We start from the raw sequence: 13,390 nt of genomic DNA, 5'->3' as shown, positions 1-13,390 counted from the left end.
GGGCGCAGGTAGACGAGTCCGGCGAGGGTGTCCATGTAGACGGCCTCGACGGGATTGCCGGAGAAGTCCCGGTGTCCGAGGTCCCGGACGACTTCACCGACGGTGGGGGCGTAAATGGGCATGCGGGGGTGACTGGGCATGGGGGCTCCTGGTTGCGCTGTGCATCGGGATCACTACGACCCGTATCCATGGTGGAGTGATCTGAGCTACGATCGGAAGGGTTCGCACTGGACACTTCGGCCTTGTGGGATTCGGCCGTGAGAGGCGATCGAACATGCGCCGAACGGATCTTGACCCGACGTCATCTCCTGCAGCAGCCTTCGGGGTTCAACTCCGCAGGTCACGCGAGGCGAAGGGGTTCACCCAGGTCGACCTTGGAAAGTCATCGGCTTCAGCGACACTCTCGTGTCCTGCATCGAAAGAGGGACGCGGAATCCCACTCTGCCCTTCGCCATCCGGTCCGATGATGCGCTTGATACCGGCGGAACCCTGGAGCTGATGTTCTGGAACATCAGCAACACCTCACTTCTCGAAGGGTTCCCCGAATACGCAGCTCAGGAGGCCAAGGCTGTCGAGATTCGGCACTTCGAACTCGGCGTTGTTCCTGGGCTTCTTCAGACGCAGGAGTACGCGGCGGCGTTTGCCGCCGCCGCTGTACGACGCGGAAAGATCACGCAGGAGCAGGCGGACGATCGGGTCAATTTCCTCCTGACCCGCCAGAAGCTGCTGGACCGAACGCCGGCTTCGTGGCTCCACTTCGTCCTCGACGAGGGCTGTCTCCATCGACCGGTGGGCGGCCACGAGGTGATGCAGCGCCAGCTCGGACACCTGGCGGAGCTGGCGTCCAGGCCCAGCATCACCATCCAGATCGCTCCGTACAGCCTGGCAGAGGAACTGCCATTCACGATGATGGTCACGTTGCTGACCTTGGCGGACCGCTCGCTGCTGGCCTACTCGGAGTGCCAGATGCGGGGGTTCCTCGTTCGGCAGAGCGAAACTTCCCGATCCTTGGAAAGGGACTACCATCAACTCACAGTGGAAGCGCTGCCGAAAGCCGCCTCGCTGGAGATGATCCGTCAGGCGTGAAAGGAACGTCATGAACGGCCCCGTAGACCTGTCCAATGCCGCCTGGTTCAAGTCCTCCCACAGCAACAACGGGGGGTCGTGCGTTGAGGTCGCGCCCAACTTCCCCGGCCTCGCCCCCGTCCGCGACTCCAAGGACCCGGCCGGCCCCGCCCTCGTCTTCCCCGCCGACGCCTGGCAATCCTTCGTCACCGCCATCCAGGCAGGCGAGTTCGGCACCATCTGAACCTCACCACCCAGCGGCCCTGACCGCCAAGGCGGCCAGGGCCCTCGCGCATGCGGCCGGTTCTGCGATTCACCCAGCCCCTCAACACACCTACCGTGTGAACACAGCGCAAACCCACCCGGACCCGGGAGGCCCCAAATGACCGACAACGTCGAAGCGGCACTCACGACAGCCCAATGGCGCAAGAGCACGCACAGCAACGGCGGTGGCGGCTGCATCGAGGTCGCCGACGGCTACACCGGTGTCATGCCCGTCCGCGACTCCAAGGACCCCCAAGGCCCCGCCCTCGTCTTCCCCTCCGACGCCTGGCAATCCTTCGTCACCGCCGTCCAGGCCGGCGAGTTCGGCACCATCTGACGCGAACCCGCTTCGCCGCCCGGCCCGCCGACACCGGGCCGGGCTTCACGGGCCCACCACGCCGAAGGCCGGTACTCTGCGCGGCAAGGAGCACGAGGCGGGTGCCACCCTCCTGACGATGGACGGCCGGTGGGGCTGCGCCCAGTGCCGCTCGACCTGGTCCTGAGAACCGCGAGGACGCCATGGCTGTTTGTCCTGAGTGCCGCACCGCTCCAGCAGCGATCGAGGATCTCGACGCGCAGCCGCCACGGCCATGGTGCCTCACCTGCGCGACCGCCCTCGTGCGGGCCGGCGACCCCGTGCTGAGGTACCGCGCACTCGACGACTCGGACGCCTACCGGCACGTCCTGGCGGGAGGCAGCACCCAGGCGCTGCCGTTCCGCTGAACGGCAGCGCCACCGCCGCCCCTCCTCGGCCCCCGTCTATCTCGCGTCGGCCGGTGACGGGGGGTCGGGCTTCTGTGCTGTACTTCGCGCACACAGTTTCGATACGCCCCAGGAGCCGACCGCCCGATGAGTGCCACCTGCCCGCAGTGCTCCGCCTCGGACTGCACCGTCGCCGTCCCCCAGGCCCTCGCGCCCGGCGCCCAGCCGCCGCTCGACGAGCCGTCCCGTGCCAGGCTCGCCCCGCCGCCCGCGCCGCAGCAGGCGCCCTACCGGATGGGCGGCACCGCGATCAGCTTCTTCGTCCTCGCCGGGGTCTTCACCCTCGGCTCGGTCGCCTCCCTCATCACCGAGGCCGGCGAGGACGAGGGCTACGGCGCCGCCTACCAACTCGGCCGGGACATGGGACGGTTCCTCGTCCCCGTCCTCTTCCTCTGCGTCGCGCTGGCCTCGCACACCGTGGCGCGCAGGCGCCACCTCCGCGCCGCCGCCCGGCCCAACCCCATGCAGCAGACGCTCTGGCAGCGCCGCCACCAGGTCTGGCAGGCCGCCTGGTTCTGCCACCGCTGCCACGTCGCCTTCTTCCCCGCCGCCGTGCTGCGCCCCGACTTCCCCGCCTCGCCGCCGATCCCGCTCGACCAGTTCCCGCTCTGGGTGGTCACCGCCACCGACCGGGCCTACGGCTTCCCGCCCTCTCCCGCCGCGTCGGGCTGACCCGGGAGCACGCCGACTGCTTCCATGGGCGGATGCCCGAGACACCCCCGCAGCTCCTCCCGCCGCCCGCCGAGGTGCTCGGCGTCCGCCGCATCCGGCTCGCCGAAGTGCCCGCCCCCCGCCTCACCGCCGAGGAGCGGCGGGCCCGCGACGACGCCTGGGCGCAGATGGTCCTGGCCAACCCCGCGCTCTTCGACGGCCCGGTGGTGGCGTGCTCGGGCACCTCCTGGCCGCGCCCCGGCGAACTCCACGTCGCCTGGTCACGCGTGACGTACCGGCACTACGCGCTGCGCCGCGTCACCGCCTCCGCCGCCCCCACCGCCTCCCTCTCCGTGAGCGTGCTCCAGCCCACCGAGGACGGCCGCCTGCTCGTCGGCCGGATGTCCACGGCCACGGCCGCCCCCGGACGCTGGCAGCCCGCCGGCGGCGCCGTCGAACCCCCGCCCGACGGCGAGCGCCTCGACCTCGCCGCGCTGCGCCGCAACGCCGTCCGGGAGCTCGCCGAGGAGACCGGAGTGAGCGCCGGGCCGGGCGAGTTGGCCCTCTGGGCGGTCACCCGTGGCCGCTACGGCAGCGTCGGCGTGCTCTTCCTCGCCCCGCCGCTGCCGGAGGCGGCCCTGCGCGAGCGCTTCGCCGCCCTCGCACCACCGGAACGGGAGCTGGTCGAGCTGGCCTTCGTCCACTCCCCCGCCGACCTGCCGGGCCTCCCCGGCCCGCACGCCGACTACCTCGCCCCGCTCGTCCGCCGCTTCGTCCGGGAACGGGAGCGGGAACGGGAGCGGGAACAGCGCTGAGGTCCGGCCGGACGGCCGGAGTCCCCCAGGTCGCGGCCGTCCCGGACGCCGGACGCGTCCGGGACACCGGAGTGCCGGTGCCCGGCGCCCGGCCAGGTGCCGGAGTGCTCCACCAAGGGAACCGCCTGGTCCTAGGAGCGCGTCGTACCGGGCGCGGGTCCGGGAGATCCGGCGGAGGCCGAACGGGGACGGCTGCGGCCGTTCCCGCCGGGCGGCAACAGGCGTCGGGCCCCGCTCACCAGGTGACGGGCAGCGACCGCATCCCGTAGATGAACGACTCGGTGCGGAACTCCCGCTCGCCGGCCGGCCGCAGCCCCGGCAGCCGGCGGAACAGCGTCTCCAGGGCGATCTGGAGTTCGGCGCGGGCCAGCGGCTGGCCCAGGCACTGGTGCACGCCGAAGCCGAACGCCAGTTGCCGCCGGGCGTCCCGGAACAGGTCCAGCTCGTCCGTCGCCCGGTGACCGGCGCCGCCGAACACCGCCTCGTCCCGGTTGGCGGTGGAGAGCAGCGCCATCACGCCCTCCCCGGCCCGGACGGTGACGCCGCCCAGCTCCACGTCCTCCAGCGCCACCCGGGGCAGGCCGGTGTGCACGATGGTCAGCAGCCGCAGCAGTTCCTCCACCGCGCCCGGCAGGGTGGCCGGGTCGGCCAGGGCGGGGATCTGCTCGGGCTGATCCAGCAGCAGCGCGGTCGACAGCGCGATCATGCTCGCGGTCGTCTCGTGCCCGGCGATCAGCAGCAGCACACCCATGCCGGCCACGTCGTCCGGGGTCAGGTCGTCCCGCGCCGCGAGCCGGCTGAGGACGTCGTCCTCCGGCTTCGCGCGCTTGCGGGTCGTCAGGTCGCGCAGGTACTCCCGGACCTCCTCCTGGGCCTCCCGGAGCTGCTCCACGGTGCTCTCCTGGCTGAGCATCGTGCGGCTCAGGCGCTGGAAGCGGTCGTGGTCCTCGTACGGCACGCCGAGCAGCAGGCAGATCACCAGCGAGGGCACCGGCAGCGCGAAGTCGGTGACCAGGTCGGCCGTGGTCCGGCCCGCGGTCATCCGGTCCAGCGCCTCGTCCACGATCCGCTGGATCTCCGGGCGCAGCGTCTCCACCCGCTTGACCAGGAACTCCCCGGTGAGCATGCGGCGCTGGCGGGCGTGCTCGGGGTCGTCGAGCCGCAGGAAGTCCGGGTTGTCGGTGATCAGCTCGCGAGCGCCGGCGATCAGCAGCGGGAAGGTGGGGTGGCGGATGTCGGCGCTGAACCGGCGGTCGGACAGCACGGTGCGGACCTCGGCGTAGCCGGTGACCAGCCAGCAGAGGTCACCGTCGGGCAGCTCGGCCCTGGTCATCGGTCCGGTGGCGGCGGCCTCGGGGTACGCGGGCGGCGGGCCGAACGGACAGCCGCCGGAGTGCCGGGCCGGCAGGGGGAGCGCGGGGGTGGTGGGTGCGGTGGTCACGGCAGGGGTCTCCTCACGTCGCGGGTGTTCTCGTGGGGTTCGGGGCCCGGGAAGGTTCCCGGCGGCCCGCGGGGACGGCGGCGGGGGGTCCGTCAGGCCCCGGTCCGCGCGGGCTCGTCCTCGGTGACGGTGATCGCCCGGCCCGGGCAGACCTCGGCGGCGAGCCTCACGCCGTCGACCTGCGCGGGCAGCAGGTCCGTCTGACGGAGCCTCACCAGGCTGTCCCGGTCGTCCTGCTCGAAGACCTCGGGGGCGTTCGTCACGCACATGCCGGAGCTGCAGCAACGGTCCCGGTCGACGCTCACCTGCATGTCGGGCACCTTTCGCCAGGGCGGCGCCGACTGCCCGGCGGCCACCTCTCGTTGTCACGGTCAACCTAGCCATCGCTGATCCGTTCACGGAGCGGCCCGGTGGCCGGATCGAGAATGGCTGATTAGGCCCCTGTGCATGAACCCCGTGACCGTGCAGTGCGTTTCGACCCGCGGCACGCCGCCGGACGGGTCGGCGGACCCGGCCGCGCGGACGGCCCCACCAGTCTTCGGCGGCGGCCAACTCCGCGACGGAGAGCACCGTTTCACCCTCACCGGCGCTCCGGTCCCACCGGCGGCGCACCACCTGGGCGACCCGGCGGGCCGGCCCGCCGGGGTGGCGGGGGCTGCCCCGCGGGGTAGCCGGGGGCTGCCCCGCCGGACCGGCCCGGCGGGGCAGCGGGGGCTGCGCCGGAGGCCCTCGGAGGCGACCTCGACCAATTCCGGCCGGACCGGCACCGTCCGGACGTCCGGTCGGCCGGCCCCGGCCTGGTCCACGGGACACGCCACTAGGTTGGGACGCTCACCGAGCGAGGAGTCGTGGATGCGTCACGTCGAGGAACCCGGCACGGCACGGCTTGCCGCGCACCGGGCGGTGGCGGCCCGGCTGTCCCTGCTGAGCGACCGGCGGATCGGGGAGCTCGTGGCGTCCGCCGAGCCGCTCGGGTCCGGCGTCGGCGGCACGTCGGCCGCGCTGGACGTCGGCGGGACGCGGGTGTTCGTCAAGAGGGTGCCGATCACGGAGCCGGAGCTGCGGCCGGAGAATGTCCGCTCCACGGCGAACCTCTTCGGGCTGCCGACCTTCTACCAGTACGGGATCGGCTCGGCCGGGTTCGGGGCCTGGCGGGAGCTGGCCGCGCACACCCTGACCACCCACTGGGTCCTGGGCGGGGAGTCCGACGGCTTCCCCCTGATGTACCACTGGCGGGTGCTGCCGGGCGCCGCGCCCGGTGGCTTCATGGACTTCCTCGGCGGCGTCGACGGCGCCGTGGCCCACTGGGAGGGCTCCCCCGCCGTGCGCGAGCGGCTGGAGGCCGTCGGGCGGGCCCGGCACAGCCTGGTGCTCTTCCTGGAGCACCTGCCGCAGACGCTCACGTCCTGGCTGCGCGAGCACCGGGAGGAGGACCCGGCCGTGTACGGGTGGGCGGCGGACGCCGTGGCGCGGGGCGCGGCCTTCCTGCGCTCGCGCGGGCTGGTGCACTTCGACGCCCACTTCGACAACCTCCTCACCGACGGCCGGCGGGTCTGCTTCGCGGACTTCGGGCTCGCCCTGAGCGAGGACTTCGAACTCTCGGCGGAGGAGCGGCGGTTCCTCGACCTGCACCGCGCCTACGACCGCGACTACACCGCGGCCCATCTGCTCCGTCACCACCTCCTCGACCGCCACCGGGGCGGCACGGAGACGACCGTCTTCCTGGAGCAGTGGCTCGCGGGCCGGCGGCCCGACGGCGTGCCGCCGCAGGTCGCGGCGGTCGTCGACCGGCACGTCCGGACCACCCTCGTCCTGGACGGCTTCCAGCGCCGGCTCCTCGGGGAGAGCAGGCGCACACCGTACCCGGCCGCCGAACTCGACAGCGTCACGGCGGAGACGGTGTAGGGCGTGGAGTGGGAAGTCGGACCCGCCGACTTCCCACTCCACGCGCTGAGCACGCTCAACGCGCTACGGGCGGCACAGGGCGTCGTCGACCAGCTTGCCGATCGCCTGCTCCACCCGCAGGACGTCGCTGTCGGAGTCGGCGACGACGCCCGACAGCGAGACCGTGACACCGCGCCGGCCGTCGGCGGTGACGGCGGCGGCGGTGACCCACCCGGCGTCGCCGCCCTCGTGGCCCCAGTACCGCCCGCCGCAGGACAGCGGGCGCGAGAAGAGCCCCAGGCCGTCCCGGGCGCGCGGCATCAGCTGCCCGAACTCCTTGCCGACCTTCACCGTCCGCTTCATCTCGCGGAGTTGGGCGGGCTTGAGGAGTTCTCCGCCGAGCAGGGCGGAGAAGAACCGGTTGAGGTCGGCGGTGGTGGAGACCAGCCCGGCCTCCCCGTTGGTGCCCTGGCCGACCTGCTCGGTGACGTCCACCAATGGTTCGCCGGGCCCGAAGCGCTGGTAGCTCCGGGCGTGCGGCTGCGGCAGCACGGGGGACGCGCCCGGCCGGAAGGTGTGGGAGAGGCCGAGCGGCCCGGTGATCCGCTCCCCGACCTCCGTGTGCCAGGGCCGCCCGGTGACCCGCTCGACGATCATGCCGAGCAGGACGTAACCGGTGTTGCCGTACTGCCAGCGCTCGCCGGGCCGGAAGTCCGGGCGGTGGGCCATCGCCCGGGCGACGGTCTGCTCGGGGGTGTAGGAGTCGTACCGGTGCTGCTGGAAGTCCTCCGCCGAGGTGTAGTCCGGGTAGTCGTCGTGGAGGCCGCCGGTGTGCTGGAGCAACTGGCGGACGGTGATCGCGCGGCCGTCGTTGCCGTTGCCGGACACCACGCCGGGCAGCCACCGCTCGACCGGGTCGTCCAGGGAGACCCGGCCCTCGCCGACGAGTTGCAGGACGACGGTCGCCACGAAGGTCTTGGTGACGCTGGCGACCCGGAAGTGGCCGTCCGGCGACACGGCCCGGCCCGTCGTCACCTCGGCGACACCGCTGGTGGCGACCAGGCTGCGGCCGTCGGCGGTGGTCAGGCGGGCCTGCACGCCCGTCACGCCGAGGGCGGTGATCGCGTCGGCGTCGCGCTGGAGCAGCGGCCCCGGCGGCAGCGGCCCCGGCCGTCCGGCGGCCGTCGCGCCGGGCACGGAGGTGAGGAGGGTCGTGGTCACGATGGCGGCCAGCGCCAGGGTCCGGGTGAGGGATCGGCTCGTCATGGGCGTCGACGCTAGGCCCGGGCGGGGTGCGCGGGCGCTACCGCCCACGGGCCGGGAAAGAGGGTGGTGGGCTGTAGTGCGCGGGCCTGCCGCCATGGCGCAGACTCGTGCGAATGAACCACCATGGAGCCGGCCGGCTCTCGGCGACCTGGCGCGGCCTGGGCTACCTCCTGGGAAGCCTGGGCGCCGCCGCGGTCGCCCTGTTCACGCTGCCCGTCCTCGTCGTCCCCACCCGGGCCCGCGCCTGGGCGTCCTGGCACCGGCGCCGGGCCGAACGACTGCTGCTCCTGCCGTGCTCGGGCCCCGTCCGGGCCGGCCCGTGGCGGGTGCTCGGGTGGCTGGGCGCCTGCGTGGTGAGCGGTCCCGTGTGCGGGCTGGTCGTGGTCATGTGCGCGGGCAACGCGCTGACCACGGCCGTCACCGTCCCGCTGTGGTGGGCGCTGCCCGCCGGGACCCGGGCGGGCGGGTTCGCCGCCGGGGTTCCGCTGACCGGCTGGGGCACCGCGCTGACCCTGGGGACGGCGCAGTTCGCCTGCTTCGCGGCGCTGACCTGCTGGCTGGTCCCCCCGCTGGCGCGGCTGCACGCCCGCGGGTGCGTGGCGCTGCTGGCCCCCTCCGCCGCCGAGCGGCTGACGCGGCGGGTGGAGACGCTGACCGAGACCCGGGCCGGCGCCATGGACGCGCACGGTGCGGAACTGCGCCGGATCGAACGCGACCTGCACGACGGCACCCAGGCCCGGCTGGTGGCCATCGCGATCCGGCTGGGCGTCGCCCGTGAGCTGCTGGACGAGGATCCGCGCAGGGTGGCCGGGCTCCTGGAGGACGCGCACGCCTGCACCGAGGAGGCCATGGCGGAGCTGCGCGCGGTGATCCGGACGATCTACCCGCCGATCCTCGCCGACCGCGGCCTGCCCGGCGCGCTCGCCGCACTGGCGAGCGGCTCGGCGCTCGACACCACCCTCGACCTCGGTGACCTCGGCGCCGTCCCGGCCGCGGTCGAGACCGTGGCGTACTTCGCGGTCGCCGAGGCGCTCACCAACGCCGCCAAACACAGCCGGGCCACCCGCGCCACCGTCCGCGTCGCCCGCGACGGCGACCGGCTGTCGCTGGAGGTCACCGACGACGGCGTGGGCGGCGCCGACGAGTCGCGGGGCACCGGCATCGCCGGCATCCGCCACCGCGTCCGGGCGCTCGACGGCACCGTCCGCCTCCACAGCCCCGGCGGCGGCCCGACCACGCTGGGGGTGAGCCTGCCGTGCGGATCGTGATCGCCGAGGACAACGTCCTGCTCGCCAACGGGCTCGAACTCCTGCTGACCGCCGCCGGGTTCCACGTCGCCGCGATCGTCGAGGACGCCCCCGGCTTCGCCGCCGCCGTCGACGAGCACCGGCCGGACGCCACCATCGTCGACGTCCGGCTGCCCCCCGCCTACCGCGACGAGGGCATCCACGCCGCCCTCCGGGCCCGCCGCCGGCACCCGGGGCTGCCGGTGCTGGTCCTCTCCCAGTACGTCGAGCGGCAGTACGCGGGCGAGTTGGTCTCCGACGGGCGCGGCGGCGTCGGCTATCTCCTGAAGGACCGGGTGAGCCGGGTCAGTGAGTTCATCGACGCGCTGCGGAGGGTCGCCGCCGGGGGCACCGTCATGGACCCCGAGGTGATCGGGCAGCTCCTCACCCGGCGGGCCCGGGACCCGATCGCGGCGCTCACCCCGCGCGAGCGGGAGGTGCTGGCGCTGATGGCCGAGGGCAAGGACAACACCACGATCGCGGCCCGGCTCGTCATCACCGAGAACGCCGTCCACAAGCACATCGGCCACATCTTCGCCAAGCTCGGCCTCGCCCCGGCCGACAGCGGCCACCGCCGGGTCCTCGCGGTCCTCACCTACCTCAGCCGGCCGTGACGGCACCGGCGGGCGCGGCGGGCGGCACGGCGGACGCGGCGGGCAGGACGGCGGACGCGGCGGGCAGGACGGCGGGCGCGGCGGGCAGGACGGCGGGCGCGGCGGGAAATTCCGGGGTCCGAGGGCCCGGGCCGGGGCAGAATCGGGCCCATGGCGGACATGGAAGCGTTCCGGGACGCGGTCGCGGACTGGGCGGCGGGCGAGCCGGCGGGTGAGCGGGCGAGTGAGCTGGCGGAGCACCTGGGCGTGCGGACGGCGGTGCTGGTGGAGGGGCCGAGCGACCTCGCCGCCGTCGGGACGCTGGCGGCGCGCGCCGGGCGGGACCTCGCGGGCGAGGGGGTCTGCGTCGTCTCGATGGGCGGGGCGATGAACGTCGCGCGCTACGCGGGCCTGCTCGGGCCGCCCGGGCTGGGGCTGCGGCTGGCCGGGCTCTGCGACGAGAACGAACAGGGCTTCTACCGGCGCGGGTTGGAGCGGGCGGGGGCGCCGGGCGGGGGCTTCTTCGTGTGCGTGGCGGACCTGGAGGAGGAGCTGATCCGCGCGCTGGGCGTGCCGGGGGTGGAGGAGATCGTCCGGGCCGAGGGCGACCTCCCGGCCTGGCAGACCTTCGTCCGCCAGCCCGCGCACCAGGGCGGGGCGGCGGAGCGGCAGTTGCGGCGCTTCATGGGAACGAAGTCGGGGCGCAAGATCCGCTACGGGCACCTGCTGGTGGAGGCGCTGGAGGCCGGGCAGGAGCCGGCTCCGCTGCGCGGGTTGCTCGCGCACTTGTGAGCCGAGACAACGGCGGTCCGCGCCGATCAGAACGCGACGGCGTCCAGGTGGTAGGTGGTGTCGACCAGGAAGCCGCCGGCGTCGGCCTTGATGGAGAGCACGTACTGGCCGGGCGCCAGCGGGTCCAGGGCGCACCACAGGCCCCAGGCGACGCGCGGGACGCCGGTGGCCAGGAAGCGCTTCGAGGTGAACTCGTGCACCTTCAAAGGGACTCCGTTGAGCGCCGCCTCGGCGCGGGAGTGCTCGACGCGCCACGGGGCGGCGGAGAGGCCGAGGGCGATCCGCTGGGTGTTGAACACCGGGAAGAAGACCGGCGTCCCGGCCGCGATCGGGCAGCGGCGCACGACGCGGCCGCCGTAGGTGCCGGCCAGGAACCAGACGTCCGCGGGCTGCCGCCAGCCGGCGAACTCGCCGGTGGTGTCGGCGACCGGGCTGCGCTCCACGGGGGCGGACAGCGCCCACTTCCACCAGCGTGCCGCGAGCTCCGCGCCCCGGCGGGGGTCCACGGTGTCGGCACCGGTCTCGGGGGAGACGGCCTCGCCCACGTCAGCTCCTTCGGTCCACGCGCACCGCACATCGGTTCGCGCAGCGACCCTATCCGGTGGCGGCCGGGCCCTCCCGTGCGGGAGGGCCCGGGGTCTCACGCCTCCAGGCGAAGGACGGTGATCTCGTACTGGTCGACCGCGCCCTCCCAGGCGATGACCACGGTGTCCTCCTCGTCCTCGTCCTCCTCGCCTTCCTCGCCCTCCCCTTCCTCGTCCTCGTCGAACCCGCCGTACAGGGCGAGGGCGAGGTCGTGGGACTCCGGGTCGCAGAAGGCGGCCAGGTAGTCGCGCAGCGCCGGGTCCGCCACCTCGGCGACGTGCTCGTGCGCCTCGTCGTCCACCGCGTCCGCGGAGTCGCCGAGACCGGGCGGCATCAGCTCGGGCGAGGTGGCGCCGGAGAGGCCGGTGGCGGCGAGCAGGGCGTCCAGCAGGGTGTCCCCGGAGGCCAGCCGCAACTGCCAGAGCGTCCACAGCTTCCCGGGCAGCCCGTCGGAGGTCAGGTCGACCCCGTGGCGCTCCGCGATCCGCCCGAGGTCCGCCCCCAGCAGCGCACCCTCCCACGGCCCGGCCCCGGACTCCTCGACGGCAGCGGCGAGATCGGCCGCGAAGGACGCCAACTCCTCGGGCAGTCCCCGCACTTCGACGTGGAACAGCGAGCGGCTCGGGTCGAAGACCAGGTCCGTCTCGTCGAGGTCCCCGGGCGGGCAGAGCAGCAGGCTCCCGGTGGTGACCGTCTCCTCCCCCGCGAGCACGGCCCGCCCGACCCACCGCGGATCCTGGTCCAGCTCGATCTCGGCGAGGAAGTTGCCGGTGTAGTAGGCCCCGTAGCGGGCGTCGCCGTCGTACTCGGCGAGCGGCCGACCGAGCACCTCCCCGAAGGCCTGCGCCAGGGCGGCCTCCCATTCCGCGGAGCGGACGCGACCGGCCGGCGTGTTGTCATCAAGCGTCATGCCGGGAGTACAGCACGCCCAACCGACAATCCCCGCCCCGCCGTTGGCTCAGTGGCGGCAGTTCCGCCCGCTCCCCGTGGCCGTAGCTCGCGTCGGCCCGCTCCCCCTGGCCCGCGAAGTACTCGGCCGGCGCCGGGGTGCCGTCCGCCGCTGAAGCCACGCGGTCAGCCGGTGGCGCGGACGTAGATGTCGGCGGCGCCGGGGAGGCCGCCGGGGTCGGGGGCGACGTAGATGCGGCGGGCGCGGACCGGGGCGGGGTCGGCGGCGGGGGTGGGGGTCGGGCTCGGGGTCGGGGCCGGGGTCGGGCTCGGGGTGTCCTCCGGGGACGGGGTGTCCTCGGAGGCGGGCGAGGGGGCGGGGTCGTCGGGGTCGGCGGCCGGGGCGACGTGATCGGCGGCTTCCGGGTCGGCGGCTTCCGGGTCGGCGGGTTCCGATGCGGAGGGCTCGGGCTCCGCGGCGAGGGCGTCGTCGCCGGGGGCGGAGGGCGTCCCGTCGGGGGTCCCGGCGGGGAGCGGCGCCGGCGACGCGGTCGGCGACGGGGAGGCGGACGGGGAGGCCGACGGCTCCGGGACGCCCACCTCGCGCGCCTCGGCGGGCTCGTTGCCGCCCAGGGCCTCGGCGAGGTCCGCGGGCAGCGGGGCGAAGGCTCCGGGGGCGGCGAGGTCGTAGGTGCGCAGGAAGTCGCCGACGCCGACCTCGTGCCCGCCGGCCAGCCGGTAGTGCAGGTAGGCGACGGGCAGGCCGTCCGCGGTGCGGGTGTAGACGGCGCCGACCGGGACGTAGTAGCGCCCGGCGCCCGGATGCTGGGAGGGGTGGAGCCCGGCCAGCATCTCGGCGCGGTCGCGGTCGGTCTCGACGGCGCCGCGCCCGACGGTGAGGGCGTTGACGCCCCGGACGGCCAGCGCGGCCAGCACCGACACGAAGATCACCAGCCCGATCGCGACCGTGCGGCGCAGCACGGGCCTGCCGTGCAGCGCCGGCCACGAGTCGCTGGTCACGCGTTCCGGCGACAGCCCCCGGTCGGGCCCTCGTTGCCTCACTGTTCCTGCTCCCCCGGTCCGTCGTCGTGGCGGCCC

Annotated in this window: 16 protein-coding genes; 10 read left to right on the top strand and 6 right to left on the bottom strand. The window is 74.3% G+C overall.

All coding sequences use genetic code 11. From position 1 onward, the window contains the following. Positions 1–405: 405 nt before the first annotated feature. The 6 genes from ACFXAM_RS19630 (at position 406) to ACFXAM_RS19605 (ending at position 3,557) form a co-directional block, all read left to right on the top strand. Positions 406–1,086 carry a DUF5753 domain-containing protein gene (locus ACFXAM_RS19630; protein WP_380292846.1) on the top strand — a complete coding sequence of 227 codons (681 nt, stop codon included), beginning with the start codon at positions 406–408 and terminating at the stop codon, positions 1,084–1,086. A 10-nt stretch (positions 1,087–1,096) separates the two neighbouring features. Continuing rightward, complete coding sequence (locus ACFXAM_RS19625; RefSeq protein ID WP_380292844.1) at positions 1,097–1,309, top strand: DUF397 domain-containing protein; 213 nt, start codon at positions 1,097–1,099, stop codon at positions 1,307–1,309. Positions 1,310–1,447: 138 nt separating this feature from the next. Next, complete coding sequence (locus ACFXAM_RS19620) at positions 1,448–1,666, top strand: DUF397 domain-containing protein (RefSeq protein WP_380292842.1); 219 nt, start codon at positions 1,448–1,450, stop codon at positions 1,664–1,666. Between the two features lie 182 nt (positions 1,667–1,848). Further along, positions 1,849–2,052, top strand: coding sequence for a hypothetical protein (locus tag ACFXAM_RS19615; RefSeq protein ID WP_380292840.1), 204 nt, complete (start codon positions 1,849–1,851; stop codon positions 2,050–2,052). A 126-nt stretch (positions 2,053–2,178) separates the two neighbouring features. Further along, positions 2,179–2,763, top strand: a complete 585-nt coding sequence (locus ACFXAM_RS19610; protein WP_380292838.1) for a hypothetical protein — start codon at positions 2,179–2,181, stop codon at positions 2,761–2,763. 32 nt (positions 2,764–2,795) lie between these two features. After that, positions 2,796–3,557, top strand: coding sequence for an NUDIX hydrolase (locus ACFXAM_RS19605; protein ID WP_380292836.1), 762 nt, complete (start codon positions 2,796–2,798; stop codon positions 3,555–3,557). A gap of 235 nt (positions 3,558–3,792) precedes the next feature. On the opposite strand, the gene ACFXAM_RS19600 is transcribed toward ACFXAM_RS19605, so the two are convergent. Beyond that, positions 3,793–4,998 (bottom strand): cytochrome P450, encoded by a 1,206-nt coding sequence (locus ACFXAM_RS19600; RefSeq protein ID WP_380292834.1) that lies wholly within the window; start codon positions 4,996–4,998, stop codon positions 3,793–3,795. A gap of 92 nt (positions 4,999–5,090) precedes the next feature. Beyond that, entirely contained in the window at positions 5,091–5,309 is a 219-nt protein-coding gene (locus tag ACFXAM_RS19595; protein ID WP_380292832.1) for a ferredoxin, read from the bottom strand. Between the two features lie 541 nt (positions 5,310–5,850). Here ACFXAM_RS19595 and ACFXAM_RS19590 point away from each other — a divergent pair. Further along, on the top strand, positions 5,851–6,903 hold the full coding sequence (locus tag ACFXAM_RS19590; protein WP_380292830.1) for a protein kinase family protein: 1,053 nt from the start codon (positions 5,851–5,853) through the stop codon (positions 6,901–6,903). A 63-nt stretch (positions 6,904–6,966) separates the two neighbouring features. Here ACFXAM_RS19590 and ACFXAM_RS19585 read toward each other — a convergent pair whose 3' ends face one another. Next, entirely contained in the window at positions 6,967–8,148 is a 1,182-nt protein-coding gene (locus tag ACFXAM_RS19585) for a serine hydrolase domain-containing protein (protein WP_380292828.1), read from the bottom strand. 113 nt (positions 8,149–8,261) lie between these two features. Between ACFXAM_RS19585 and ACFXAM_RS19580 the strand changes: the two genes are divergently transcribed. The 3 genes from ACFXAM_RS19580 to ACFXAM_RS19570 all read left to right on the top strand — a co-directional run bounded on the left by ACFXAM_RS19580 (position 8,262) and on the right by ACFXAM_RS19570 (position 10,819). After that, a complete protein-coding gene (locus ACFXAM_RS19580) occupies positions 8,262–9,416 on the top strand; it encodes a sensor histidine kinase (RefSeq protein WP_380292826.1) in 1,155 nt (384 codons plus the stop codon). Further along, positions 9,404–10,048: a LuxR C-terminal-related transcriptional regulator gene (locus ACFXAM_RS19575; RefSeq protein WP_380292824.1), complete on the top strand. Its 645-nt coding sequence runs from the start codon at positions 9,404–9,406 to the stop codon at positions 10,046–10,048. The genes ACFXAM_RS19580 and ACFXAM_RS19575 overlap by 13 nt, the downstream gene beginning before the upstream one ends. A gap of 150 nt (positions 10,049–10,198) precedes the next feature. Next, a complete protein-coding gene (locus ACFXAM_RS19570) occupies positions 10,199–10,819 on the top strand; it encodes a TOPRIM nucleotidyl transferase/hydrolase domain-containing protein (protein WP_380292822.1) in 621 nt (206 codons plus the stop codon). Between the two features lie 26 nt (positions 10,820–10,845). Here the strand turns inward: ACFXAM_RS19570 and ACFXAM_RS19565 are convergent, their stop codons facing one another. The 3 genes from ACFXAM_RS19565 to ACFXAM_RS19555 form a co-directional block, all read right to left on the bottom strand. Continuing rightward, on the bottom strand, positions 10,846–11,364 hold the full coding sequence (locus ACFXAM_RS19565; RefSeq protein ID WP_380292820.1) for a hypothetical protein: 519 nt from the start codon (positions 11,362–11,364) through the stop codon (positions 10,846–10,848). A 95-nt stretch (positions 11,365–11,459) separates the two neighbouring features. Further along, positions 11,460–12,314: a hypothetical protein gene (locus tag ACFXAM_RS19560; protein ID WP_380292818.1), complete on the bottom strand. Its 855-nt coding sequence runs from the start codon at positions 12,312–12,314 to the stop codon at positions 11,460–11,462. Positions 12,315–12,478: 164 nt separating this feature from the next. Next, a complete protein-coding gene (locus ACFXAM_RS19555; RefSeq protein ID WP_380292816.1) occupies positions 12,479–13,312 on the bottom strand; it encodes a hypothetical protein in 834 nt (277 codons plus the stop codon). Positions 13,313–13,390 lie beyond the last annotated feature (78 nt).

The sequence above is a fragment of the Kitasatospora sp. NPDC059462 genome (assembly GCF_042749955.1).
Taxonomy (GTDB): Bacteria; Actinomycetota; Actinomycetes; order Streptomycetales; family Streptomycetaceae; genus Kitasatospora.
This window is presented reverse-complemented; position numbering and strand designations above follow the sequence as displayed.

Bases quoted from the DNA above. Each gene is read 5' to 3' on its own strand.
- ACFXAM_RS19625 (WP_380292844.1), top strand. From the start codon at position 1,097: ATGAACGGCCCCGTAGACCTGTCCAATGCCGCCTGGTTCAAGTCCTCC.
- ACFXAM_RS19620 (WP_380292842.1), top strand. From the start codon at position 1,448: ATGACCGACAACGTCGAAGCGGCACTCACGACAGCCCAATGGCGCAAG.
- ACFXAM_RS19615 (WP_380292840.1), top strand. From the start codon at position 1,849: ATGGCTGTTTGTCCTGAGTGCCGCACCGCTCCAGCAGCGATCGAGGAT.
- ACFXAM_RS19610 (WP_380292838.1), top strand. From the start codon at position 2,179: ATGAGTGCCACCTGCCCGCAGTGCTCCGCCTCGGACTGCACCGTCGCC.
- ACFXAM_RS19605 (WP_380292836.1), top strand. From the start codon at position 2,796: ATGCCCGAGACACCCCCGCAGCTCCTCCCGCCGCCCGCCGAGGTGCTC.
- ACFXAM_RS19595 (WP_380292832.1), bottom strand. From the start codon at position 5,309: ATGCAGGTGAGCGTCGACCGGGACCGTTGCTGCAGCTCCGGCATGTGC.
- ACFXAM_RS19590 (WP_380292830.1), top strand. From the start codon at position 5,851: ATGCGTCACGTCGAGGAACCCGGCACGGCACGGCTTGCCGCGCACCGG.
- ACFXAM_RS19585 (WP_380292828.1), bottom strand. From the start codon at position 8,148: ATGACGAGCCGATCCCTCACCCGGACCCTGGCGCTGGCCGCCATCGTG.
- ACFXAM_RS19580 (WP_380292826.1), top strand. From the start codon at position 8,262: ATGAACCACCATGGAGCCGGCCGGCTCTCGGCGACCTGGCGCGGCCTG.
- ACFXAM_RS19570 (WP_380292822.1), top strand. From the start codon at position 10,199: ATGGCGGACATGGAAGCGTTCCGGGACGCGGTCGCGGACTGGGCGGCG.
- ACFXAM_RS19560 (WP_380292818.1), bottom strand. From the start codon at position 12,314: ATGACGCTTGATGACAACACGCCGGCCGGTCGCGTCCGCTCCGCGGAA.